Origin of the sequence: Erwinia pyrifoliae DSM 12163, from assembly GCF_000026985.1 — a bacterium.
Lineage (GTDB): Bacteria > Pseudomonadota > Gammaproteobacteria > Enterobacterales > Enterobacteriaceae > Erwinia > Erwinia pyrifoliae.
The window spans coordinates 1341483-1366622 of record NC_017390.1 but is presented as its reverse complement, the minus strand read 5'-3'; the positions used below and the strand labels follow the sequence as shown (position 1 = coordinate 1366622).

15 protein-coding genes, 2 tRNA genes and 2 pseudogenes are annotated in these 25140 nt (G+C 49.8%); 7 read left to right on the top strand and 12 right to left on the bottom strand.

The annotated features are described in order from the left end of the window. Positions 1 to 22: 22 nt before the first annotated feature. Positions 23 to 5824: a hypothetical protein gene (locus tag EPYR_RS06005; RefSeq protein ID WP_014538721.1), complete on the bottom strand. Its 5802-nt coding sequence runs from the start codon at positions 5822 to 5824 to the stop codon at positions 23 to 25. 795 nt (positions 5825 to 6619) lie between these two features. Continuing rightward, on the bottom strand, positions 6620 to 7864 hold the full coding sequence (locus EPYR_RS06000) for a mechanosensitive ion channel family protein (RefSeq protein WP_012667510.1): 1245 nt from the start codon (positions 7862 to 7864) through the stop codon (positions 6620 to 6622). 128 nt (positions 7865 to 7992) lie between these two features. On the opposite strand from EPYR_RS06000, the pseudogene EPYR_RS20990 reads away from it, so the two are divergent. Then, a pseudogene (locus EPYR_RS20990) lies at positions 7993 to 8232 on the top strand (oxalate/formate antiport family MFS transporter); the annotation flags it as partial. 121 nt (positions 8233 to 8353) lie between these two features. On the opposite strand, the gene EPYR_RS05995 reads toward EPYR_RS20990, so the two are convergent. The 4 genes from EPYR_RS05995 to EPYR_RS05980 all read right to left on the bottom strand — a co-directional run bounded on the left by EPYR_RS05995 (position 8354) and on the right by EPYR_RS05980 (position 11560). After that, on the bottom strand, positions 8354 to 9238 hold the full coding sequence (locus EPYR_RS05995; protein WP_012667509.1) for an SMP-30/gluconolactonase/LRE family protein: 885 nt from the start codon (positions 9236 to 9238) through the stop codon (positions 8354 to 8356). A 484-nt stretch (positions 9239 to 9722) separates the two neighbouring features. Continuing rightward, positions 9723 to 10004 (bottom strand): hypothetical protein, encoded by a 282-nt coding sequence (locus EPYR_RS05990; protein WP_012667507.1) that lies wholly within the window; start codon positions 10002 to 10004, stop codon positions 9723 to 9725. Between the two features lie 255 nt (positions 10005 to 10259). After that, positions 10260 to 11069, bottom strand: coding sequence for a hypothetical protein (locus tag EPYR_RS05985; RefSeq protein WP_014538719.1), 810 nt, complete (start codon positions 11067 to 11069; stop codon positions 10260 to 10262). A 44-nt stretch (positions 11070 to 11113) separates the two neighbouring features. Then, positions 11114 to 11560 carry a universal stress protein gene (locus EPYR_RS05980; RefSeq protein WP_012667505.1) on the bottom strand — a complete coding sequence of 149 codons (447 nt, stop codon included), beginning with the start codon at positions 11558 to 11560 and terminating at the stop codon, positions 11114 to 11116. A 502-nt stretch (positions 11561 to 12062) separates the two neighbouring features. Here EPYR_RS05980 and EPYR_RS05975 point away from each other — a divergent pair. Beyond that, positions 12063 to 14078: a pentapeptide repeat-containing protein gene (locus EPYR_RS05975; RefSeq protein ID WP_226060726.1), complete on the top strand. Its 2016-nt coding sequence runs from the start codon at positions 12063 to 12065 to the stop codon at positions 14076 to 14078. 135 nt (positions 14079 to 14213) lie between these two features. Here EPYR_RS05975 and alaC read toward each other — a convergent pair whose 3' ends face one another. Further along, on the bottom strand, positions 14214 to 15449 hold the full coding sequence (gene alaC, locus EPYR_RS05970) for an alanine transaminase (protein WP_012667503.1): 1236 nt from the start codon (positions 15447 to 15449) through the stop codon (positions 14214 to 14216). 221 nt (positions 15450 to 15670) lie between these two features. On the opposite strand from alaC, the pseudogene EPYR_RS05965 reads away from it, so the two are divergent. After that, positions 15671 to 15961 (top strand): annotated as a pseudogene (locus EPYR_RS05965) (LytTR family DNA-binding domain-containing protein); the annotation flags it as partial. A gap of 27 nt (positions 15962 to 15988) precedes the next feature. On the opposite strand, the gene glk reads toward EPYR_RS05965, so the two are convergent. Then, positions 15989 to 16954, bottom strand: a complete 966-nt coding sequence (glk, locus tag EPYR_RS05960; RefSeq protein WP_012667501.1) for a glucokinase — start codon at positions 16952 to 16954, stop codon at positions 15989 to 15991. Positions 16955 to 17119: 165 nt separating this feature from the next. Beyond that, positions 17120 to 18772, bottom strand: a complete 1653-nt coding sequence (locus EPYR_RS05955; RefSeq protein ID WP_012667500.1) for an alpha-keto acid decarboxylase family protein — start codon at positions 18770 to 18772, stop codon at positions 17120 to 17122. Positions 18773 to 18967: 195 nt separating this feature from the next. On the opposite strand from EPYR_RS05955, the gene EPYR_RS05950 reads away from it, so the two are divergent. Together EPYR_RS05950 and EPYR_RS05945 are read left to right on the top strand one after the other, a co-directional pair. Further along, positions 18968 to 19957 (top strand): aldo/keto reductase, encoded by a 990-nt coding sequence (locus EPYR_RS05950; protein WP_012667499.1) that lies wholly within the window; start codon positions 18968 to 18970, stop codon positions 19955 to 19957. Positions 19958 to 20184: 227 nt separating this feature from the next. Then, on the top strand, positions 20185 to 20553 hold the full coding sequence (locus EPYR_RS05945) for a DUF2502 domain-containing protein (RefSeq protein WP_012667497.1): 369 nt from the start codon (positions 20185 to 20187) through the stop codon (positions 20551 to 20553). A 36-nt stretch (positions 20554 to 20589) separates the two neighbouring features. Here the strand turns inward: EPYR_RS05945 and EPYR_RS05940 are convergent, their stop codons facing one another. Next, entirely contained in the window at positions 20590 to 21831 is a 1242-nt protein-coding gene (locus EPYR_RS05940) for an Nramp family divalent metal transporter (protein WP_012667496.1), read from the bottom strand. A 439-nt stretch (positions 21832 to 22270) separates the two neighbouring features. On the opposite strand from EPYR_RS05940, the gene EPYR_RS05935 reads away from it, so the two are divergent. Further along, positions 22271 to 23455 carry a NupC/NupG family nucleoside CNT transporter gene (locus EPYR_RS05935; protein WP_012667495.1) on the top strand — a complete coding sequence of 395 codons (1185 nt, stop codon included), beginning with the start codon at positions 22271 to 22273 and terminating at the stop codon, positions 23453 to 23455. A 242-nt stretch (positions 23456 to 23697) separates the two neighbouring features. Here the strand turns inward: EPYR_RS05935 and EPYR_RS05930 are convergent. Next, a tRNA-Ala gene (locus tag EPYR_RS05930) sits at positions 23698 to 23773 on the bottom strand. A 51-nt stretch (positions 23774 to 23824) separates the two neighbouring features. Beyond that, positions 23825 to 23900, bottom strand: a tRNA-Ala gene (locus tag EPYR_RS05925). Positions 23901 to 24248: 348 nt separating this feature from the next. On the opposite strand from EPYR_RS05925, the gene EPYR_RS05920 reads away from it, so the two are divergent. Next, on the top strand, positions 24249 to 25037 hold the full coding sequence (locus EPYR_RS05920; protein WP_012667494.1) for a formate/nitrite transporter family protein: 789 nt from the start codon (positions 24249 to 24251) through the stop codon (positions 25035 to 25037). Positions 25038 to 25140 lie beyond the last annotated feature (103 nt).

The window sequence follows — 25140 nt, the reverse complement described above, 5'->3', positions numbered from 1 at the left end:
CCGCGTGCGCGCCAGCATCCACTCATCGCTTAATATAAAGCCAGTGGACATTTGAACCGCCGTTAAGCGGAAAATACCATTTGTTGACTGAGGGGATCCCTTCAGTTTGCAGAAGAAAGTGGCCATTTCCAGCAATATAATAAACCGATCCCACTTTTCCATACTCAGACCAATTTTTAGGGTTAGCCAGGGTTCCCCGGTTTTCCCCACCGTACAGCCAGTACCAGTTGTCCATCTTGCCAGAAGGGAAGTCCCAACCGTTGGACGAAGGTATTCCTTCTTTTCTTAAAATATAAAACAGATTGCTGGCGGAAGAATAATAGACTTCACCAGCAACGCCTTTGTCATCAAGACCTTTAGAAGCGGTGTAGCTACCCGCTTCGAAAGAGATAAAGTTCCAGTGTCCATCAGACTTACCGACAGCTGGGAAAAGCCAGTGATTGTCCGGGGGCCTGCCCTCAGCTTTCAGAGTCAAAAACCCATACCCGGGCTGATAATATACCGAGCCAGCTTTTCCATATTCATTCCACTTTTTAGGCGATTGCAGGGTTCCTTTATGATCCCCGGCGTAGATCCAGTAAGCGTTATCTGCCCTGTCAGCAGGAAAATACCAGCCGAGTTTCGCGGGTTTCCCCGCTTTTTTCAGGATATAAAATAAACTATTTTTGTCGGAATAGTAGACTTCCCCCGCCATACCTTCGTCACTCTGCCGCTTGGGGGCGATCCAGGAACCGGCTTCCCAGGAAATAAATTGCCAGTGTTCGTCAGACTGACCGTCAGGCGGGTAATACCATTTATTGTCGGATGGACGGCCTTCTGTTTGCAGAATCAGATAGCCGTGTCTGAAACTATGATATACAGATCCCCGTTTTCCATACTCACCCCATGCTTTGGGAGAGTGCAGAATACCTTTGTTCTCCCCGCCGTAAATCCAGCGGGCGTTATCCGTCTTGTCGTGAGGGAAAGACCAGCCGGCGGCTGAAGGAGTTCCTTCTGTTTTCAAGATGTAAAAAGACAATTTTTCATCATCGTAATAAATTTCTCCAACCGTACCTTTATCATTCTGACATTTGGGGGTGCTGAAGGATCCAGACTGATGGGATATGAATTCCCAATACTCGTTCGACTTTCCTTCACTTGGCAAAGTCCAGTGATAATCTGACGGCCTGCCATCATTTTTCAGGGTCAGATAGCCATACTCAGGTTGATAATAGACCGAGCCGACTTTTCCGTAATCGGTCCAGGCTTTAGGTGAGTCCGGAGTTCCCCTGTTTACCCCGGCGCAGATCCAGTTAGCATTATCTTCTTCATCAGGCGGGAATTGCCATCCTTCGATGGAGGGCTTACCCGCTTTTTTCAGGATATAAAACGGCTGGTTTTTATCTGAATGATAAACTTCGCCAGCAATGCCTTCTTCATACAAATGTTTAGGGGCAATGAAGGATCCCATCTTCAGGGAAATGAATTTCCAATAGTCGTTGGACTTACCTGGATGTGGAAAGCTCCAATTATATTTGGACGGGCGACCTTCTTTTTTTAGCGTTAGATAACCATATTCAGCCTGATAGTATACTGAACCTACTTTTCCATATTCGTTCCATGCTTTAGGTGAGTCGAGGGTTCCCCTGTTTTCTCCTGCGTAGAACCAGTTAGCGTTATCTTCCTTGCCAGAAGGGAAAGACCAGCTGTTGGCGGAATCAGTAATCTCATTTCTTAGGATATAAAACGACTCTGTTTCTACAGAAAAATAGACCTCTCCGGCCTTGCCTTGCAAATTCCGATTTTTGGGGGCGATAAAGGAACCCCGATCAAAAGATATGAATTTCCAGTGTTTATCAGACTGGCCGCCATTAGGCAAATTCCATTGACTTGATGACGGCCGACCTTCCGTTTTGAGGGCCAAATAGCCATATCCAGGTTGGTAGTATAAAGAACCCGCTTTGCCATACTCGTTCAATGCCTTAGGTGATTGCGGGGTTCCTCTGTTTTTCCCGGCACAAATCCAGTTCTCGTCATCTTGTCCATTCGCAGGAAAAGGCCAGTTTTGCAAAGATGGATTACCACTGGCTCTCAAAATATAAAACAGCTGGTATTTATGAGAGTAATAAACTTCTCCGGCCCTGCCCGGGGTATCGGGTTGCCTGGGGGCATTAAAGCTACCTTGTTCCCAGGATATCAGCTTCCAGTGTTTATTGGACTTGCCGCCATTGGGGAATTTCCATTTATTTTCAGATGGCCGACCTTCGGTTTTAAGGCTGAAATAGCCATAGCCGGGTTGATGATAAACTGAACCGGCTTTACCGTACTCGCCCCAGTTTTTGGGGAATTCTGCCGTTCCGGCGTTTTCCCCGCCGTAAATCCAGTTCTCATCATCGGTTTTATCGGGAGGGAAATGCCAGCCGTGTCGAGCTGGCTTGCCATCTTTTCTCAGAATGTAATATAATTTTTTTTCGGTGGAGTAATAGACTTCTCCAGCAGAGCCCTCAACACCCGGCAGTTTAGGTGCTTTGAATGAACCCACTTCGTAGCATATAAAATTCCAGTGTTCATTGGAGTGCCCCACATTAGGGTATGACCAGTTATTGCTCAAAGGGTTGCCATCGGCTTTGAGTGAAAAATAGCCATTTTTATCTTCATAATATACTGAACCCGCCTTCCCATACTCATTCCAGTGCTTGGGGGAGTCAAGTGTACCCTGATTATTTCCGGCGTATATCCAGTAAGCATTATCCGTCTTGCCAATTGGAAAGAGCCAGCCCTGACTCGGTGGATTACCCTCTTTTCTCAATATATAGAAAGACTCACTATCGGCTAAGAAATAGACGTCACCGGCATCGCCGTTATCATTCCATTTTCTGGGCGTTTTGAAGGTGCCAGCCTCACGGGTGATAAATTCCCAGTGTTTATCAGACTGGGCGTTCATCGGAAAGTACCATTGAAGGTCGGAAGGTCTGCCGTCGGTTTTGAGGCTAAAATAGCCCTGTTTCTCGGCATAGAATACGGAGCCTGTCTTGCCATACTCGTACCAGTCTTTAGGTTGTGCCAATGTTCCTGGATGACGGCCTGCGTACAGCCAGTTTTCATCGTTAAGCGCATCATCTGGATAGTGCCAGAAATGACTTGAAGGGATTCCCTCCTTCCTTAATTCAAAGAATGTGTTGCGCTCGGTATTGATAAAAATATCACCAACAAAACCAAACTCATGCCATTCTTTGGGAGAAAGATACATATTTTCGCTGGATATTCCCAGAACATATGCAAGGTCAAGTAATTCGGTAGTGTTGATTTTTTTTATAAAATCCGCGTCAATACATGACTTGTCCGGGCTGGTAGATTGTAAAGTCAAAGAAAAATTATCATCGTTTAGTGCTTTACTAATATATGAATCGAGGTACTCGCTGGCCTCTGGGCTGACAAATAAAACCTCCATGCAAAGCTCGAAGAAATCCTGGCTATTTTTAGGTTTGTATATGAGGATTTCATCACGAATAATCGCTTTATCACCATCACGGAGACCGTAGAAAAATTCATTGTTTTTGATAAAATTCTCCGTATCTGTTTTCCCCAAAACCAACTTACCCAGATCAAGCAGGAAAAGATTAAAATAGCGTGAATTCCGTTTTATCCTTGGCGCTATTAAAGGTGATGGCTCAAAAATTGTATTGACCAGATAGAAGTATATAGCCTTTATTTTATTTATAAAACTAATGTTTCTTTCAAAAATTTCTGCTGAAATATTCTCCAGGTGATTTAAGGGAGTGGGAAAATAAACAACTCTGTCTTTGTTAGCTGCGTCATGCCCCGTGCGATACTTACCACGCCAGGCCACCACTTTTTTACCCATTTTAGCTGAGATGATTCTTCCACTGGAGGGAAAACCGGTGGCGCCAAAACAGGATTCAATCTCAATGGAATTGATTCTGTTGAGGTCAATATCTTTTGATATTGCAAGACCTCTTATAATACTGACAATCTCGGAAGGGGATTTGTAGTTAATGCTATTGGGGCCTCCATGCGCCCGAATGCGCAAACTATCACCGAATATATAAAATCTTGAGTCTCTTCCCAGCAATGCCTGAACTCTGGTTTTTTCGAGGTCGAACGCAACTGGCTTTACCCAAAGGTTTTTTTCTTTAATGTTACCTTTAAGCTCGGCTAATTTATATATTGTTCCTGCCCCGCCGACTTTCAGTGCGGGTTCCAAAAGTTCGGGGATAAAAAATTCATCCTCATTGAGGCGCAAAGAAAAAATGCCGTCCTCATAACTTTCCCCCGGCTTTTGAGTCAGGAAGATCATGCCGCCGGGTGGGATATTGGATGCTATATCCTCACCGTTCAACCACCCTTTCTTACCCTTGATATATTGACGTACGGAGCCTTTGTTGAGCATTTCACTATGCAGGGCTGATACCAAATCGGGTGGTATATCCCCGGTTCTTGATAAAACCACCGCTATTGCATGAGCATTACCCTCACTGTAGGCTTCTTTTCCCAAATTTAATACTGAATCTTTATAGCTTTTATAAAAGGGTAACTGAGTGTTTTTTACAAAACCGGCTGACACCTGAAACATCTCTCCTTTAATGCTTAAAAGCGATCCACCTTCGAACCCCCCCAACTGCTCTGCTGTCAACGTAATATCTTCACAAGCAAATTCCCCGGAAAATATCTCATTATGAACACCTGTAAACAAACCATTCCCAGCAGCCAGCATGGCGTATTTGGCCTCTACTTCACTGCCTTTATTTTGCGTGAAGACGACAACCTGCCCTGATTTGAGATGTAATAATTGGTTGGTATCTTTAATGCTAACTTTATTCTCGATATGATTTATAATAAGGTTTAACCGTTCACTATTTCCACGCATTAATTCCAGACTTTCACCTTCCACCCAACCAGACCTGGCCAGCACTGCAGTAATGAAGTTCACCGATGAGATATCTTTCCCCACGTTTTTTGCTACATTCGTGGAAGCGTTCAGTATTTTACGGCTTACTTCAAAAACTGATTCATCACCTGGATTGACGGGACTCAATATTACCGAGTTTTTTTGGTGTACCCAGATTTTCTTATCGCGAAGATAATTGATGTATTGCTTTCTTAACGCCAGGCTTTTTTGCTCTAATTCATAAATGTAGACTCCATATGAATCCCTGTTCATTTTGAACTCACCGCCGTTAACTTCTACTATTACAGCCCCTTTTTCAATTTTCAATTTCTCAGGAATTATCCCTCCTGGCCTTCCATCTCTTTCTTTGCTTAGCAAATTTATACCATGTGCATCAAGTGATGCAGAAAGCATTTGGAAAACAGATAATAACTCTTTGTTAACTTCAATAATGACATCAAAAGAAATTTTTTTTCCTTCCAGTTTGTCTGCTATTGTTTTCAGAACGGGAGGCGCAATGTTTTGCAAAATCATTAATGGAATAAATTCCGGGAATGAATGAAGTATTGTTTCAGAGACTGCGTCGACGTAATGCAATATATTCAGGAGAAACATTTTTTCCGAGGCTTTTGGGCACCCTACCTTCAGTAAAGAATAATCGTAGACGATCTGCCACTCTTCCCCCATTTTTTTGGCAGGACTACTCAAAGTATCAGCGATGTTGCGAAGAACGTCTGAGAAACTCAATATTTCACGCTCTTTTGCACATGAAAAATCAAACAACCGCTTTTTACTTATGCCGGATTCCGTCACTGTTGTGGTGAATGTCTGTGGTTTGGGCTGATTCGCCCGCGCATGTCTGTGTGCATTTATCGATCTATGATATGGGTCGGTATGATTGTTGACTGACCCGGATGAACCGACTGTATCGGTCATTGCTGAGGAAACAGGGGTTGCACCCGCTTTATCCGGGGGCAAAGTCGCTGAGGGTTCCTCACCCTGGCTGAACTGCCTCCAACACAGCCCGATACCGGCTAACAGCGTGACAGCGCCGATGATGCGTCCAGCCTTACTGTTAAGTGAAAAGGGAAGTGTCTGAAACTGGTTTTCGCTCTGAGCATCGCGCCCGGCTTGCGCTTTTTGATAAAGTATTTTGCCCTGAGTAGCCACCTCCGCCAGTTCAATATCCTCCCCGCCGAGATTGCTATCACCGCGTAGCAGCCGTTTCTTCAAAGCTCCCAGTAGCCCGCATGCAGGTTTACTGCCTGAACTGTTGCTGCATTGACGTGACAGGCCCTCACGTACTTTTTTTTACCGATTCAAGCCCAATGGTGAGTGGTGATGTCTCGCTATCCCTGCGAGGTACTTTTGAATGAACCCTGACGGCAGTGAGCCGAGATTCTGATGCCGGATTTTCTCTGGTTAAACCTATCATGTCGCCACCTCCTGTGGTCGAAAAATCACCACCGCATAGCCAGCGGTTATTAATGCTATCGGTTAACCGTCAAAGGGATAGGGTTAAAAGTAACAGGAAACGCTCAAATGCGGATTCTGAACTGAAAGATACGCTTGCAGGCCGGGCGCAGGCTGTAAGCCAACTGCGGGAGGGTCACTGGTTACGCACTCAGACACCATTAAACGCTGATAATGGCCTTATGGATCGTGTATTCTGCTGAGCTGACCGAAGGGGAACGTGGCCATCCCCCCCTCATACCATTGCCAGCGGCTTACTCAATATAAGCTCTTGCCTGCTATGGCGCGCACATCGCTGCCGGTAGGTGCCTGGTGAATGCGCAGGCCAAACTCGCCCACTACGGCAAACACATGGTCAAAAATATCGGCCTGAATGCTTTCGTATTCCAGCCATACCACGGTATTGGTAAAAGCGTAGATTTCCAGCGGTAAGCCTTCTGCTCCCGGCGCCATTTGGCGCACCATCAATGTCATGTCCTGCCGAATGGACGGGTGCTGACGAAGATACTCGGTGAGATAGGCGCGGAAAGTGCCGACATTCGTCATCTTACGCTGGTTCAGCACCGAGGCTGGCCCCGCATTCTGTCCGTTCCAGCTGGCAATTTCCTCCTGACGGGACGCCATATAAGGCGATAGCAGGCGGGCATAAGCCAGTTTTTCCTGCTCGTCCGTGGTCAGAAAGTGGATGCTGGTAGTATCAATGTTAATACAACGCTTAATACGACGGCCGCCAGAGGCCGACATGCCACTCCAGTTTTTAAACGCGTCGGAAACCAGTGCATAGGTCGGGATAGTGGTGATGGTGTTATCCCAGTTACGTACTTTTACCGTGGTCAGCCCGATATCCGTCACCGCGCCGTCAGCCCCGTATTTCGGCATCTCCAGCCAGTCTCCAAGCCTGAGCATATTGTTGGCAGAAAGCTGAATACCCGCCACCAGCCCGAGGATTGGGTCTTTGAATACCAACATCAGGACGGCGGCCATCGCGCCCAGCCCGCTGATCAAAATTGCCGGAGATTTTCCAATCAGCAGCGAGATCATCATAATGCCAACGACAATAGCACCGATAAGCTTAACGCCCTGTAGCAATCCCTTAAGCGGGAAATGTGCGGCAAATGAGAAACGGTTCGATAAACTGTTCACCACATCCAGCAGCGAGAAAAATGACATCAGGGCGTAGAGCATCACCCATAACTGTGCACAGGCTGTCAGAATGGCGGCTGCATCACTGCCTTTTTGCAGCCAGAGCACCGCCTGAACATTGACGATGACCCCTTGCAGGGTAAATGCCAGTCGGTGAAACAGCTTATGCTCCGTAAGGATGTGCAGCCAAAGATGCTGGCTGGCCTGAGCGCGTTTTTCACAGGCGGCCAAAACGATGCGATGCAGAATAAAGTGAATGACGACGGCCGTCAGAAAAATAATAGCGAAAATAATCGTCAGCGAAATGGCGTGATTAGGCTCGATACCGTACTGCTTGAGTTGTGCAATCAATTGCTTCATAGCGTCTCCTTAAAACCAGCGGCGATCATGCCCTGAGAAGCGGACAGGTTCAACCCTTGTCGGCGATAGTTGATAACCTCCGCGTCTGAATGCAGTTATCACCATGGAAAAAAGGGGGTATTTTGCGCATCGATATTGCCTGCGTGGCCTTTAGTTTTGGCGGCACAATCACCGTTTACCCGTCACTGGTGAGCGACTTCTTCGGACTAAATAACCTGGCCGAAAACTACGGGGGGGTTTACCTGGGCTTTGTTATCGGCAGCGTAATGGGATCGCTTGTCGCCTCACTGTTTAGTGGTTTTACCGTGACGTTTAGTCTGTTTAGGGTAGTGCTGATGATATCATTATCACTGTCCGTTGCTGTCCGCCACTGTCCATTGCCCATCAATATCGGCGTAAAAGGAAAGCGAAAATCTCCTGACTACCCGCTGAAAATCAATGTGCCCGTGCCGGTTGCCGCAGCGGGCGTTTCAACGTTTTTAGCGGGAGTTAATGTTGATGGAACAGCGGCTCAGGAAGACCTGCAACCGCAACCCGTACGGCAAACAGATCGCCGGATTGCGGGTACTGCGCCAACTCCTCCGCGCTGCGATCCTCTCTTGACGTGGTGATATACAGAGTCTTCAGATCCGGGCCACCAAAGGCGACCATCGTTGGCCAACGTACCGGTAGCCGGATCTCATCAACAATGTCCCCGCTGCGCGTATCGATACGCACAACACGCCCGCCGTCAAACATCGCCGCCCAGTAATATCCCTCGCTATCCATCGCCGCACCGTCAGGGCTTCCCCCCTGCTGCGCATCAAAACGCCGAAATACCTCACGCTGGCCGATTTCGCCAGTAACGGCATCCAGCGGATAACGGTAAAGCACCCCATGTGGCGTATCGCTTTGATACATCCACAGGCGGTCGGGAGTAAAAGCCAGTCCGTTAGAGATCATAATATCGTCGGCCTGCTCGGTAAGTTTGAGCTGATTGTCTACGCGGTATAGCCTTGCTCCGTTGCGATCCTGCGGCTCCCACAGGCTGCCAAACCAGAAACGGCCAAACGGATCAACCCGGCCGTCGTTAAAGCGACTGCGCGGAGCATCCCCAGGGTTGCTGGCGATACGCCGGGTAATTTCGCCACGCTGATTGAGAAAACAAACGCCGCTACGCAGCGCGGCTATCAGTCCACCGTCTTTACACAAGCCAATACAGCCAATATCCTCTGCAACCGGCCAGACCTGATGTTCACCGCTGGACGGGTTGAAGCGATGTAAAGCAGGGGCAATAATATCAACAAACCACAGCACCTGTTGCTCTACGCTCCACAGCGGGCATTCCCCTAATTCAGCCTGTACGGATAAAACATTTTCTACCTGGTAGGCCATCTTCAATTCCTTGCTGGTATGTTTATTCGGCTAAAGTCTAGGTTATTTTTTACAGGCTGTAGCAGGATAAAGCAGACCGATTTGGCAGCCAGCCCTGCAAACAGGGTCGCGATGAAGGAAGAACTTCAGCTTAATGAATTAATTTGCAATACCCTGAGGGACAGCCCCTACACTCGCGGCATCGTTCCTCCATGTTTCTTACGTTGCCTTGTAGCCAGTAAATAAGAACAGGAGAATCGTCATGACGAGTCTCATTAAAGCAATCACTGTTATCGCGATGATTCTTGTGCCAAGTGGCTGTGTTGTTGCCCGGCCTTATCATCGCATGAGTTGCTATGGTGGCTATTATCACGGTGATTACTATTGTGGGTACCCGCACCGGGTCAGGTAAGGCTGACGTCAGCGGGCAAGGCCTGCGTACGGCAAGATAATAACAGGCAGTTAGCTTATGCCATCATGGGCGGGCATATTGCCCGCCCCCATACTAGCTTTTAATACGGTAATTACATTGGTACCAGGCTTTCATTAATCCGGGAACGTGGCTTTCCTGCGGATTAAGCGCTTCTACTTTATCAAAGCCCCGTTCGGAACAGAATTGCTCGACGTCTTTTAGCATAGCGGATTTATCAACCTGCCCAGGTTTGAAACGGTACTGTACGCTATTGACGGCCGGATCTTCATCGACCTTTTCATAAGCCCCTGGCTTGCTGGAAGTGCAGCCAGCTAACAGTAACAGCGCTAATGCACCGATCGCTTCTTTTTTCATCATGACTCCTTTTTTCCGGTGGCGCATCATAACAACCCCCACGGCGGCGGCCATCAGACACCGGCGCATTTGCACAATTTTACTTAACTTATGCAATGTTTCACCGATTGAATTGATTCAGGGAGCCGTATGGCATTGTCTGGATATCAATGAGAATATGCTTACAGACACGACGATATGTCTGCACAACACCGGGAATTATTTCCAAAAAAACTAAAAATATTTCTGCCCGCCATAAGCGGGCTTTTTTTTTCTTTAGTGACCTGTACCGCCAATAATGATACGCAGAACACTTGCCGAATCCTTATCAGTAAGTGCCAGAACAGACTGGTACAGATCAATCGTCATGTCACACAGTTTAGTTTCATCTGCACCCGCCTCACCCGGCAGGTTCATCATCTGCAGATCGCTTCCCCAGCGGTCATATAGCCCCTGAACCACCTTTTGCAGCTGCAATCGTCCGCGAGGTAAATCAATCTGCTGCCCGGCACCATTACTGTGCTGCAGCAGGCGATCCATTGCCAGCAGCTCACGCTCCATTAAAGCCGGCAGCAGCAGTTCACTGATATTCACTCCGCCCTTAACCTGTGGAAACAGGAAGCGGAAACACGCGTCGGGGCTGCGCTGTCGGATCAATTTCATCTCCTCCAGCGAGATCTTCATATATTCAATCAAATCTTCATCACGGGCGGCATCAATACGCTGGTTCAGCAGCTCTGCGGCCAGCGGGCGCAATTGTGCAACCGCCTGCCGCAGTGGCGTCCCTGCACGCAGCAGGCCTGCCAGCTCATCGCCGGCCTGTTGATACAGCGCGGGCTGCTGCTGTTTAATCGTTCGCCAGACGGGGGAAGAGGCCAGCTGCGTGCGGGCAGCCGCAATCATGGCATCTTGCTGACGCTCTTGAGCTATCCAGTGGTAATACCCGATATTGCCCACCAGCGGTGGCAGCAAAAACAGCAAAATGGCCACAGGAGCGGACAGTTTTTTGCCTTTCCACAGCCAGCCAGTCAACACCAGCCAAAACACCGTGGAGAAGACAGAGGCCAGAATCACGTTTGAAGTCAAAATGGTTTCCTGCAATCATCGGTCAGGACGCGTCACCGGTTCGATTAATCAACGCGCACATCGACCAGTACCGGGCAGCTGGCGCGTTCGATAACGGCAGCGCTGCACGAGCCTTTTAGCAGGCGATTAACCGGCGACAGATGACGACGGCCCATGATAATCATCGCCGCCTGCAGGCTATTCGCTTCGGCAACAATGGTTTGTGCCGATTTGCCGGCCACTATGCGCCCGCTCGCCGTGACTCCGGCACGCTGCAGCTCGGCCAGCGCCTGACGCACGACCGCTTCTGCCGTGTTTTGCTCATCCCGCGTCAGTCCAGGATCGCCGGGGTCCTCACCCGCTTTAATCTCCAACGGCCCACAGGCGTAATCGCTGTCGATGCAGCACACCACCACCACTTGCGCCTGTAAAGCCAGCGCCTGGATGCTGGCCAGCGCAATCACTTTACGGGCAATCACCGAGTTATCAATGGCGACTAAAAGCGTTTGCATCTGCGTCTCCTGTCAGTCGGCTTTAGCGAGTTTCCTGGCTCGTTAAGCAACGTGACTTTGCATTTTTTCCATGCGGGTAATGGCCTGAATAATGCCAATGCATATGCTTTCGATAAGACGAGGGTTTCAGCATATTCGACCATAACTGTAGCACTGTTCGGCATGGTGGGCATACTGCAGCGTATTGCTGCCCGGTCATGTGGAGGATGATATCGCGATAACACCGTAAAGGGTGGGTGAGAATAAATAATAAAAATCTGATGCGTAACATCAGCAATCTATGTCCGTCAAACGTTGGTATAAAGTAAGTCATAATACCGAAAGCTGTTGGGTAAGATTAAGCAACGGCCTTTTACACAGTTTATTTAATTGAATAACTTACCTGACAGCAACAGGAAAATGAAGTCCGATTAAATAATCTTAAATAACAGACCCTGAGCGTTTATTTATATTAACACGGCTAAATTAGGGTATATTTATACTTTTAACTTTGGATAATCACATGATTAGCCCACTACTTTACCTCACAGCTAATATCTTAAAAAAACCAAAGGAAGTCGTGCGACTTGCAAATAAATCCCCCACTGTTGAAAACATAGAATTTGCTAATAAAATTTTGAATGTAGAAGCCGAAAATGCCTTATTTCGACGAAAAAAATCATCAAATGAAACGCAGGCCCAGGCTCGCTTATTCCTCTGCATGCATCTGCTGGACGAACTTGAATCCATCACTATAAATAAGGCAGAAGGCATCCATTCAATAGTACGAAGCGGTTTTTTATCACCAGCCGGGAGCGCCAGGGTAAATATAAGAATAAGAGAAAAATTCACCGGTTCAAATTTGTCTTATTCAAATCTTAAAAACAAAGACTTGAGAAGTTGTGATTTTCGGGGTTCAAATGAGATGAAAAACCCAGGTGAGTTTGACATATTATTAGAGAAAAGGCCTGATTTTTCAGGTTCCACGTTAGATGGCGTTGACTTAAGCGATATCTTTTTATTCAACCCTGTTTTCAAGAATGCCAGTATGATAGGAGCAAAATTTACTATCCGGCTAACAAATCCATTTCAAAATACACACCATTTCGGCTTATGTGATGGTGACTTTACAGGGACTATACTTGACAAGGCCGTCATCAATCTTCATCTCCCCTCTGTCTTGAGCCTTTCGGAAGCGGACTGGTTACTTAATGATTACGGACCTCACGCCTCTCTTTTTCATATGTTAAAAACCATAAGTAGAGAATACTCTGGAATAAAGACAAAAATCATTAAAGAAATAGTCAACCTGATAGTCAGATCCAGAGTAGATATCAATTTAATTCCATTCGTTTTGGATTCACTACTCAATAACATCGCATCTGAAAACTGCTATTTAGACGATGGTGAAATTTATCTTTTTTTTAAAAAGCTAGTGGAAAACGTGATTGAAAATGCTGATAAAAAGGTCAATCTAAAAAGACTGTCCCCCAAAATCCTGTCAAGTCTCATAAAGAGATTTGACTCATTCTCAAATGACGTCAAAACAAAAGAGTATATGATTAAATGCAATGGGTTCTTCATTCAATTAATGGCTATTTGCACTCATCATGAAGACCCAGAACTAGTGGCAAGCGCCAGAGAAACCTATAATAAGTATCTTCAACTGGATGCTGTAAAACCCTTTACAGCAAAAACAGAATTCGGCAACAGTGAAACAGAGCCTGACTGGTCTGATAGGGGTAATTTTAATTTCATCCTTATCAATGGTCATAAAACCATGATTATTGACCATGAAAATCTTTGCGCAATGCTACATGTAAATAATAGTAATTTAAATGCCAACTGGAATAAATTCTTTCTATATGAAAATAATAAAATCGTTACGCAAGGTGAGCTGAATCATGAGGATATTTTTTTTACCGAGTTCAGAATATTTAAGGATGAATTTCAAAAGGAACTGTCAACAAGCAGTTTTAAAAAGCTCATAGAAATCCTCGATCTTGGTATTTATCGCCATCGATTTGAATCAACGCTATCGCGCATGTATGCGGATGATAAAGACAAAATTAAAACTGCAGAGGATATGCGGCAGCTGACAGAAATATTTGAGAAGGTATTGACCTATACTGTGGATGAAGACAAAAACTACCTGTGCAATCTTGAGCAAGCGCATTTTGAAAAAATCATCAAAGCCTACGGTCTTAGCAATATGAATCACAGGGAAAATGCCAGAATTCTGTTCAGTCTTGCCACGTTGTTCACCAGGTACTCATCCAAATACTTTCTTGGAGCGGAATTTGATTCACCAAAAGCATTGAGGGATTATGCCAATGCATTGATGCATAAAGCCAACCTGTTAGATCCGCAAGTCACAGGGGGTAATTTTGATAAATGGAATAATGCGCTAATCGGGTCTGTAGAAAGTGGCTATGAACGAGAAACATGTACGTACAATATTCACCAACAAATGTTCGAACATGCAGAGGCTAATTTCCCGGCGGTTTTATTCAAGATCACGCCGCCGGGTTGGAGATAGCACCCATTCAAGCCTGTATTTCAGCGGGTCTCACTTTTCTTCTGTTAGCCTGAGCGAACGTTTTTATTGGCCGAGGCTGGAAAAGCCGCGTCGGTTAAGGTGCCAGGCATATAGCCCGGCTGGCACCTGTTGACCTTAAAGCGACTCTTCGCCAGTTCCGTCCGCTGCTGGAAACACGCCTTCAGCACGGAACATCGCCTTGATCCCTCTGACCGCCTGACGAATACGATCGCTGTTTTCGATGAGTGCAAAACGCAGATGCGTATCGCCGTAATCGCCGAAACCAATGCCTGGTGACACGCACACTTTTGCCTCCTGCAACAGCAGTTTGGCAAATTCCAGCGATCCCAGATGCGCGTAGCGGTCGGGAATTTTTGCCCAGACATACATGGACGCTTTCGGGTTATCCACCATCCAGCCTGCTTCATGCAGCCCTTTTACCAGCACATCACGACGGCGTTTATACTGTTCAGCAATGTCAAGAACGCACTGCTGATCCCCTTCCAGCGCCGCGATGGCCGCCACCTGTAGCGGGGTGAAAGTACCGTAGTCGTGATAGCTTTTTATACGCGCCAGTGCCGCCACCAGCTCCTTGTTCCCCACCATAAAACCAATGCGCCAGCCGGCCATATTGTAACTTTTCGACAGGGTAAAGAATTCAACTGCCACATCGCGCGCACCGGGTACCTGCATAATCGAAGGCGCTTTCCAGCCGTCATAAACAATGTCAGCGTAAGCAAGGTCATGAATAACCAACACGTTGTACCGCTTCGCCAGCGCGATAACCCTTTCGAAAAAATCCAGTTCCACGCATTGCGCGGTCGGATTGGAAGGGAAACCGAGGATCATCATTTTCGGCTTCGGGTAGCTTTCACGAATGGCGCGCTCCAGCTCGTTGAAGAAGTCTACGCCTGCCACCAGCGGTACAGATCGCACCTGAGCACCGGCAATCACCGCGCCGTAAATGTGGATAGGATAGCTGGGATTCGGCACCAGTACCGTATCACCGTGGTCGAGCGTAGCCAGCATCAGATGCGCCAGCCCCTCTTTCGAGCCAATAGTCACTATGGCCTCAGATTCCGGGTCAATCTCCACCTGATAGCGGTCGGCGTACCAGCGCGAAATAGCACGGCGCAGGCGAGGAATACCGCGCGACGTGGAATAACCGTGCGTGTCGTCACGCTGTGCCACAGTACAGAGTTTTTCCACGATGTGGGGGGGCGTCGGGCCATCAGGGTTGCCCATACTGAAATCGACAATGTCTTCACCACGACGGCGAGCTGCCATCTTCAGTTCTGCGGTGATGTTAAAAACATACGGCGGCAGTCTTTCAATACGGGAAAAACGGCGTGGGGATGAGTTGTCAGTCATGGCGTCCTCTGATTCACGTAAGCGCCCGGACCGTCCGAGCGACGCAGGCCATTAACGTGGCCGAATCATGAACATAACTTGCCCGCACTTCCCTTGTCGAGAGGCAGAATAAAATATTTTAATCAGCCGGATTTTTCACTGCCCAGCCTGTTTATTCAGCCGCTGGTGAAAAATGCCATTGTTCACGGCATCCATCCTTGCCGGGGAAAAGGCGTGGTGACGTCAGCTATATCAACGATATCTACTATGCCGAAGCGCATGAGAAGCTGACTTTTGTTTACACGCGGCATGAAGAGTACGTCATGTCGATGAATATGAGCGAGTTTTGCGGCAGCCTGCCGGGCGAGCTTTTTTTCCGCCGTCACCGCTCATACTGCATCAACCTCAGTAAAATCCACGAGTCCGAACCCTGGTTTAACAACACCTGGATCCTCAAACGGCGCGATCGTGCGTTTCAGGTGACGGTCAGCCGCAGTAGGGTGAAGGAGCTTCGCCAGCTGATGCGGCGGTAAAAGGCCGCAACAGTAAAGCGCCGGGCGTTACAGCACGCGGCCCAGCGTCTGACGCAGATGCCCGCCGGCACCCAGTAACCCAGGATAATTGTGGGTGATGAGATAGACCGGGATTGGCGCGACATAATCCTTGAAGCGCCCCTTATCTTCAAACGCCGCGCGGAAGCCGGATGCTTTAAAGAATTCAAGGAAGCGCGGCACGATGCCGCCGGCAATATAGACGCCGCCAAAGGTGCCGAGGTTAAGCGCCAGGTTGCCGCCAAAGCGCCCCATAGCCACACAGAACATCGACAGCGCCCGACGGCAGTCGGTACAGGTGTCCTGCAATGCGCGCTCGGTCACATCGCGTGGTTTCAGATTTTCTGGCAGGCGATGGTCTGACTTAACAATCGCCCGATAGAGGTTAACCAGGCCGCTGCCGGAGAGAATTCGCTCGGCGGATACGTGGCCCAACTCTTCGCGCAGCACTTCAAGTATCAGATCTTCTTCCTCGCTATTGGCGGCAAAATCAACATGCCCCCCTTCGCCAGGCAGACTGACCCAGCGTTTGTCCACATGCACCAGATGCGCAACGCCGAGGCCGGTTCCGGCACCATAAACGGCAACGGGTTTATCCGCTACCGGCACGCTGCCACCGAACTGCATCAGATCTTGCTCTGTCAGCATCGGGATGGCCATTGAGACGGCGGTAAAATCGTTAATGATCTCCAGCGAATCAAAGGCCAGGTTCGCTTTCAGGCTACTGGTTGAAAATGCCCAGTCATGGTTGGTCATTTCAACCCAGTCTTCGGTAATCGGGCAGGCGATGGCAATACAACCGTGTTTGATATCCTGCTGTTGTTCCGCCAGATAAGCACGGATCACCGCCTCCAGGCTGCCATAATCGGCAGTGGAGAACGTTTTGGCCTGGGAGATGGCACCGTTTTCAATTTCACATAGTGCCAGGCGCGCATTCGTGCCGCCGACATCCCCCACCAAAGCATACTTAGTCATTGTTATGTTGCTCCGCTTACGTCAATTAGACACACTATAAATTTCCCCCGTTAAAACAACAACGCCCACCGGAAAAAAGGTGAGCGTTAAATGCCTGCGCTACATTAACGGGGTTCGCCACTGTTGCCCAGGGGCAACAGTCTGAATTGCGGGTAAAAGAACGGTTCAGCTATTGTTGCGCTGGTTCAGGGCGCGACTCACCGACGCCAGCAGCGGAGGCACATCAAGCTTTGGCAGTACCACCTCCACCAATGAGAGTTGCCTGGCCTCTTCCAGCAGCTTCATGACTTCGCGTAGCTGAACCGTTTGCGTCACTCGCCAGCTCTGAGGCTGGCTGTCAACACCCAGCGTTTGCGGCAGGCGGGTCCAGTCCCAGCGGGCAATATCGTTATAACGCTGCTGCGCCCCGTGTATCGCCCGCTCTACGGTATAGCCGTCATTATTTAACAGGAAGACCACTGGATGTTGACCATCCCGCAGCATGCTGCCTAACTCCTGCACCGTCAGCTGGGCGGAGCCGTCGCCAATAATCAGCACCACCCGCTGCTGCGGCAATGCTGTTTGCGCGCCAAACGCTGCGGGTAACGTATAACCTATCGACCCCCACAGCGGCTGTACCAGCAGGCGAACATCCTGCGGCAGGCGCAGGGCGGCCGCGCCAAAAGCTGCCGTTCCCTGATCGGCCAGCACAATGTCGCCAGGGCGCAGAAAGTCCTGTAGCGCATGCCAGAAGGTATTTTGCGTCAGGCTGTCTGACGGCTGCTGTTCGCTGACCGGTGGAGCGACAATGCCGTGCTGCCAGCCCTGGCCATATTTCAGCGCCAGCTGATGCAGTGCCTCAAGCGCCGCCGCCATCGGTACAGGCTCAAATTGCCGCCCCGCCACGCTGCTGGCATGCAGGCCGACGTCAATATTCTTACTGCGCGTAATCTGCTGGGTGAAACCGGCGGTAATGCTATCGGTGTACTTAACGCCCACGCTAATTAACACGTCACTGTTTTCAATCACCGCCCGCGTGCTGTCAGCGCTGGATGCCCCGGCATAGGTCCCGGCAAAGCCAAAGAGCATTTCCGGCAGCACGCTTTTCCCCATCAGTAACGTGGCATAGGGCATCGGTATTTCCTCAAGCCAGCGCTGCAACCTATGCTGCTGCTGAGCACGATCGGCAAGAAAATCGGCCAGCATCGCCACGCTGCGCGCTGCCGCCAGCAGGGATTCTGCCGCATCGACAAAGGCCGCCAGCTGAGCCTTATCGCAATCCAGCCGCAGCTGAAGCGGCGAAGAAGGGGGAGAGAGAGGGCTTTCAGCCACATTTGTCGCCAGCAGCAAATAGACCGGGCGGCGCTTTGTCAGCGCCTCAATCAACACCCGATCGATTTCAGCGGCGGCGTTGCCGGGGGTCAGTACGCTGCTGGCGACAGAAATCTCCTGTTGCATACGAAAAAAGTGACCAAAGTCACCGTCACCAAGGGTGTGATGCAGCAGCTCTCCCTTGTTTTGCGAAGTTTGTGACGGCGCGCCAACAATGTGGATCACCGGCAAATACTCCGCACTGCTGCCCGCCACACCGTTTATGGCGCTGAGTTCCCCCACGCCAAAAGTGGTCAGCAGCGCGCCAGCCCCCCGGCAACGGGCATAACCATCGGCGGCATAGGCGGCATTCAGTTCATTGGCGCAGCCGACCCAGACTAAATCGGGATGATCGATAACATGGTCGAGAAATCGCAGATTGTAATCACCCGGTACACCAAACAGATGGCCAATACCGATCTGGTTTAAACGTGTAAGCAGATAATCGCCAACGGTATAAGTTGTCATCACGCCTCTCCTTTCTGGTATGTGATCTGAGTATTGGCGATATTTTCGATATGTTTATGGAATTATCAGGATAATATGGCAACCGAACGTGACGTTACCGTTTAGTTGCAATCCATCACGCGCTTTAGCCAATGGTAACCCTATACACTGACAGACCGTTTGACTATTCTATCGGTTCTACTACAGGGTTTATTCATGGTCTATCAAGCAAATACCCGACGTTATAATACAATGACCTGGCATCGTTGCGGGCGCAGCGGGCTGAAACTGCCGGCCATCTCGCTCGGTTTATGGCACAATTTTGGTGACGGCTCGCGGTTGGATAACAGTCGTGACCTGCTGCGCCACGCGTTTGATAACGGCATCACTCATTTCGATTTAGCGAATAATTACGGGCCGCCTCCCGGCTTGGCAGAAGAGAATTTAGGCCGTATTTTGCGCGCAGACTTCGCCAGCTATCGTGATGAGCTGCTGCTGTCCAGTAAAGCAGGATATACCATGTGGGAGGGACCATACGGCGACTGGGGCTCACGCAAGTATCTGATTTCCAGCCTCAACCAAAGCCTGAAACGTATGGGGGTTGACTATGTGGACATTTTTTATCACCACCGCCCGGACCCGGAAACGCCGCTGGAAGAAACCATGGCCGCCCTCGATCATCTGGTGCGCCAGGGGAAAGCGCTGTACGTTGGCCTTTCCAATTATCCGGCGGAGTTGGCCGCAGCAGCCATTGCGCTGCTGAAAGAGCTGGGTACGCCTTGTCTTATCCACCAGCCCAGATATTCGATGTTTGCCCGTGCGCCAGAAGAGGGTCTGCTGGACGTGCTGGCACACAGCGGAGTGGGCAGTATCGCCTTCTCTCCGCTGGCCAGCGGCATACTTACCGACCGCTATCTGAACGGTATTCCGCAAGATTCCCGCGCCGCCAGCGGCAGCCGCTTCCTGAGCAGTGAACAGCTGACGCCGGAGAAAATGGACAAAGTAGCGCGCCTGAATGCGCTGGCTGGCAAGCGCGGACAGAAACTGTCGCAGATGGCGCTGGCCTGGGTGCTCAGGGATAACCGTGTGACCTCCGTACTTATTGGTGCCAGTAAAACCAGTCAGATTGATGATGCGGTACAGATGCTGGCGAATCGCGACTTTACGCCAGCCGAGCTGGCGCACATTGACGCTATCCTGGGCTAACAGCAAACAGCTTGCGCCAGCAACGGCGTGAAAAATCGGGCATGCCAGCCGTCGGTTAAAAGCGATGAGGCTGGCAGGCTTATCTGCATCTACCGTGACATGCTTCTCAGAAACCTCTCCAATACCCGTCCTTTCCTAAATTTACAGAATTTCCCAAGCATAACGAAAGAGATATCTTTATATTATGCTGCTGCAGCGGAGAATTGCCTGCTGATAAAGGAGACATCATGAAATGTTTATTGCTTGTGGCGGCTTTGCTGGCAAGTATAGCGCCACAAGCCTTGCAGACAGCTTACGCAGATAGCGCACGTATTCAGCTGGCACCAGGGATGACACTGCATTTGGGCGACCGCGACCGCCATGGTCACTATTGGGACGGCGGCCGCTGGCGTGATTACCACTGGTGGCGCACTAACTATCGCTACAATGAGGGGCGCTGGTGGCGGCATGAGCAATGGCGCCGCCATCAGCAGATGCTTCGCCATCATCAATGGGAAAGAGAACGTCGCTGGCGTCAACACGGGCACCATCATCAATGGCGCCCACACCCGCCAATACTCAGGCAACATGAACGCGATCGTCGCGACCGCTGGTAATCCTCTACGCGGCGGGCCTGCCCGCCGTAGATGCATTTACCCATTCAGGGTGGTTGCGACCAGCAGATAGCCATTGAGCGCCACCACCACCGCAACAATAAAGCGGCCAAAGTTCTGCATCAGCCGGGAATTCACCATATCGCCCATCAGCGCCGGGTTGCCGGTAAACGCCAGTAACGGCACCAGCGCCAGCGCAATACCAAAGCTTAACAGCACCTGACTCATAACCAGGATGCGCGTGGGTTCCCAGCCCGCCAGGATAACAATAAATGACGGCAGCATGGTGATAACACGCCGCACCAGCAGCGGTATGTGAAAGTGGATAAAGCCCTGCATCACCACCTGCCCGGCCATAGTGCCTACCACGGTCGAGGACAGCCCCGCCGCCAGCAGACTCAGGCCAAACACCAGCGCCGCCGCTTTCCCCAGCAGCGGATCGAGCGTCAGATAAGCCTGGTCGAGATCGGCAATGCCGTTGTGGCCGCTAAAGTGAAAAGCCGCCGCCGCCGTGGCCATCATTGCCAGATTAACGAAACCGGCAATCGTCATGGCAATCGCCACATCGAGTTTTGTCGAAGAGTAACGTTCAACACGCGTCCCGTTATCGCCGCTGTTTTGCGTCAGCGAAGAGTGCAGATAGATAACATGAGGCATGATGGTCGCCCCAAGCACGCCCGCCGCCAGCAGCACCGCATCCGCCGTTGGCAACGCTGGCACGGCCATACCTTGCAGCAGATCGACCACTTTCGGCTGTGAGAAGAACAGCTCAATCACATAGGCCGCCGCAACAAACAGCAGTAAGCCACCGATCGCCAGCTCCAACGGTTTCTGCCCACGGTTTTGCAGCATCAGTATCAGAAACGTTGCCACTCCGGTGAGCATCGCGCCCTGCAACAGACTCACGCCGAACACCAGCTTGAAGCCGATGGCGGCACCGATAAACTCCGCCAGATCGGTTGCCATAGCGATAATCTCCGCCTGTACCCAATAGAACCAGACCGCCGGGCGCGGAAAACGATCGCGGATATGCTCGGCCAGATTTTTGCCGGTGGCGATACCCAGTTTGGCGGACATAAGCTGGATGACCATCGCCATCACATTGGCCCAGACCACGACCCACAACAGCTGGTAGCCATAGGAAGCCCCCGCCTGAATATTGGTGGCGAAGTTGCCCGGATCGATGTAGCCGATAGCCGCGATGAAAGCAGGCCCCATTAAGGCAAACTTGATTTTACGATTGCTGCGGACGCTCTGCTCCACTGTGCGGCTTTCCGACATAATTCTGACTCCTGCTGCCTTACGCCTGACGGCAATGTCGCCTTTAATGGACAATGATTATCCAGTAAATCGCTAATGGTTACGGGTATCACTGTGATAGCCAGCGCTATAAGATATAGCATTAGCTATACTTTTAGCACAGGTGCGTCAATGTTACACGCCAGGCAACCTCTTAAAATGTAGGATATTCGGAAATGACTTACCAGCCTACTGCTTATCTTTTAAGCACAGGGGTGCATCACGGCGGTGGAATGGCGGTGTTCTACACCGCCGAAGAGAGCGAGTTTGTTAAATTAAAGTAAAATGATGTGACGAACGTCAAATGACTGAATTCTGCGACGATACGTAATTATTATATTATGGTACAGAACTCGTTTTTCCTCTTCTTGTTACATAGAATGTGCAACCAAATATAATAGCCCTCGAATTTGGAGCAAATATGTCCCGTGTTCTGCACTTTGCTTTAGCACTGGTGGTGGTCACATTGCTGGCTCTGTTGGTCAGCCGTGACCGTAAAAATATCCGTATCCGCTTTGTTATCCAACTACTGGTCATTGAAGTTCTGCTGGCCTGGTTCTTCCTCAACTCTGAAGCAGGTCTGGGATTTGTTAAAGGGTTTTCAGACCTGTTCGAAAAATTGCTCAAGTACGCGGCGCAAGGAACCAATTTTGTCTTTGGCAATATGAGCGACAAAGGTCTGGCCTTTTTCTGGCTTAACGTCCTGTGTCCTATCGTATTTATCTCCGCGCTGATAGGTATTCTGCAACACTTCCGCATTCTGCCCGTCATCATCCGTGCAATCGGTACCGTACTGTCGAAGATCAATGGAATGGGTAAACTGGAGTCTTTTAATGCGGTAAGTTCGCTGATTTTGGGGCAGTCAGAAAACTTTATTGCCTATAAGGATATCCTGGGCAGGATGTCTGAACGCCGTATGTACACCATGGCTGCCACCGCTATGTCGACCGTCTCCATGTCGATTGTCGGCGCTTATATGACCCTGTTACAGCCAAAGTATGTGGTCGCGGCGCTGGTACTGAATATGTTCAGTACTTTTATCGTTTTATCGTTAATCAATCCCTACCGCGTCGACAGTGAAGAAGACCTGAAGCTGGGTAATACGCATGAAGGACAAAGCTTCTTCGAAATGCTGGGGGAGTATATCCTCGCCGGTTTCAAAGTGGCGGTGATCGTTGCAGCAATGCTGATTGGTTTTATCGCGCTGATTTCCGCCATTAACGCTCTGTTTGACACGCTTTTCGGCATCAGCTTCCAGGGCATTCTTGGCTACGCATTTTTCCCCTTCGCGTGGGTGATGGGCGTCCCGAGCAGTGAGGCTTTACAGGTGGGCAGCATCATGGCAACTAAACTGGTTTCCAATGAGTTCGTCGCGATGATCGATCTGCAAAAAATCGCCAGCACGCTGTCGCCGCGCGCTGAAGGCATCTTGTCGGTATTCCTGGTGTCATTCGCCAACTTCTCGTCAATTGGCATCGTTGCCGGCGCGATTAAAGGGCTGCATGAACAACAGGGAAATGTGGTTTCGCGCTTTGGCCTGAAACTGCTGTACGGTTCAACGCTGGTCAGTGTACTGTCGGCCTCAATTGCGGGCCTGGTGCTGTAAACCACGGGCGGGGTTGCCTGGCCCCGCTATTCTCTTCGCAGCCAGTGCCATCCTGATTGTTCTGAACGCCTCGCTACAATAATCCATTTACTGCGCTCTGATCGTCTGCGGACGGAACAGGTAAGCGCGGTAAGGCAGATTGCATGGAACAGGATGGGATGGCAATGCGTTGACAAGAAGACAGCCCAATACAAAAAATCCGCCTGAGCAGATTATTAATAATGTATAAGGCTTTGAAGATTTGGTGGAGATAAGCGGGATCGAACCGCTGACCTCTTGCATGCCATGCAAGCGCTCTCCCAGCTGAGCTATACCCCCACTACAGAAAGTATCAGTTTTTCGGAGCCACCTAATCTGCTGGATAAGATTTGGTGGAGATAAGCGGGATCGAACCGCTGACCTCTTGCATGCCATGCAAGCGCTCTCCCAGCTGAGCTATACCCCCAAGCCGAAAAACCGTGTCGTGTTGACGGCGGGGATAATATGAAACGCTGGGGTTGGTGTCAACGGCAATTTAGTTATCTGCGTGCGATTGCCGAAAAAGCCGCCAAAGCGCTGAACAAAGCGCAATCCTGCTGTTAATTCGTTGTCTCGTTTTTCGGCTTCCCACCCTGACTGAATTCTTGTTAATTACGCGTTAAAAACCCTTCGGAATAAACTTGTTTTTGTGAATCCACCATGCAAAACTGCGGCGGATTTTGGCTGCCAGCCCTATGCTGCGCGGGACGCGTGCGTCACTTCGTTAGCTGCGGAATCTGGCACTTTTCCCGTTATTTATCACACCAGAGTTATTATGTCTTTACACACACCAAAAGAAATTTCGGCTGTCGCAGTTCAGGCAGGCGTTATTAAAAGTCGTACTCCAGTCTCTTCTTTACTTATTCTCGGTTTTCTTGCCGGTGCCTTTATCTCATTCGGCTTTCTGCTGTTCATCCGCGTGGTGACTCAGCTGCCGCCAGAATGGGGTTCATTTGGCACACTGCTGGGTGCGGCGGTATTCCCGGTTGGCATAATCCTTACCGTGCTGGCCGGCGGCGAGCTGCTTACCGGGAACATGATGCTCATGCCGATAGCATGGTTCGCCCGCCAGATCGGTGCCTGCAGCGTCATACGTAACTGGTTCTGGGTGACCATCGCCAATTTCATTGGCAGTATCGCCGTTGCCTGGTTCTTCGGCCATATGTTGGGTTTAACCGAAGGTGACTTTTTGAAGAAAACGGTGGCCGTTGCCAGTGCGAAAGTGAATGCAGATTTCCTGCACGCCTTTATTTCCGGTATCGGTTGTAACTGGCTGGTCTGCCTGGCGACGTGGCTGGCTTTTGCCAGTAAAGATGTGGTGGGCAAGATTTTCGGCATGTGGTTCCCGGTGATGGCTTTTGTGGCCATCGGTTTCCAACACGTTGTCGCAAATATGTTTATTGTCCCTGCCGCTATATTTGCCGGTTATCTTAGCTGGGGCGAATATCTGCCTAATTTTGTCGCCGTATTCCTTGGCAACGCAGTCGGTGGCGCCATCTTTGTTGGGCTGGCTTACTTTGTCGCATTCCGTGCACCAGCCGAAGAAAACACTTTTTCCCGCTAATTATCCCCCGCCCCTGTCACGGCAGGGGCTAATTTTCCTTTTCTTGCTTTTTTTGCTATCTATTATGTCAACGTTAATGATTTGTGTTAGTTGTTCATGTGAT

What these genes read in the sequence shown, in the direction of transcription:
- EPYR_RS06005 (WP_014538721.1), bottom strand. Translation starts at nt 5,824, where the DNA reads ATGACCGATACAGTCGGTTCATCCGGGTCAGTCAACAATCATACCGAC.
- EPYR_RS06000 (WP_012667510.1), bottom strand. Translation starts at nt 7,864, where the DNA reads ATGAAGCAATTGATTGCACAACTCAAGCAGTACGGTATCGAGCCTAAT.
- EPYR_RS05995 (WP_012667509.1), bottom strand. Translation starts at nt 9,238, where the DNA reads ATGGCCTACCAGGTAGAAAATGTTTTATCCGTACAGGCTGAATTAGGG.
- EPYR_RS05990 (WP_012667507.1), bottom strand. Translation starts at nt 10,004, where the DNA reads ATGAAAAAAGAAGCGATCGGTGCATTAGCGCTGTTACTGTTAGCTGGC.
- EPYR_RS05980 (WP_012667505.1), bottom strand. Translation starts at nt 11,560, where the DNA reads ATGCAAACGCTTTTAGTCGCCATTGATAACTCGGTGATTGCCCGTAAA.
- EPYR_RS05975 (WP_226060726.1), top strand. Translation starts at nt 12,063, where the DNA reads ATGATTAGCCCACTACTTTACCTCACAGCTAATATCTTAAAAAAACCA.
- alaC (WP_012667503.1), bottom strand. Translation starts at nt 15,449, where the DNA reads ATGACTGACAACTCATCCCCACGCCGTTTTTCCCGTATTGAAAGACTG.
- glk (WP_012667501.1), bottom strand. Translation starts at nt 16,954, where the DNA reads ATGACTAAGTATGCTTTGGTGGGGGATGTCGGCGGCACGAATGCGCGC.
- EPYR_RS05955 (WP_012667500.1), bottom strand. Translation starts at nt 18,772, where the DNA reads ATGACAACTTATACCGTTGGCGATTATCTGCTTACACGTTTAAACCAG.
- EPYR_RS05950 (WP_012667499.1), top strand. Translation starts at nt 18,968, where the DNA reads ATGGTCTATCAAGCAAATACCCGACGTTATAATACAATGACCTGGCAT.
- EPYR_RS05945 (WP_012667497.1), top strand. Translation starts at nt 20,185, where the DNA reads ATGAAATGTTTATTGCTTGTGGCGGCTTTGCTGGCAAGTATAGCGCCA.
- EPYR_RS05940 (WP_012667496.1), bottom strand. Translation starts at nt 21,831, where the DNA reads ATGTCGGAAAGCCGCACAGTGGAGCAGAGCGTCCGCAGCAATCGTAAA.
- EPYR_RS05935 (WP_012667495.1), top strand. Translation starts at nt 22,271, where the DNA reads ATGTCCCGTGTTCTGCACTTTGCTTTAGCACTGGTGGTGGTCACATTG.
- EPYR_RS05920 (WP_012667494.1), top strand. Translation starts at nt 24,249, where the DNA reads ATGTCTTTACACACACCAAAAGAAATTTCGGCTGTCGCAGTTCAGGCA.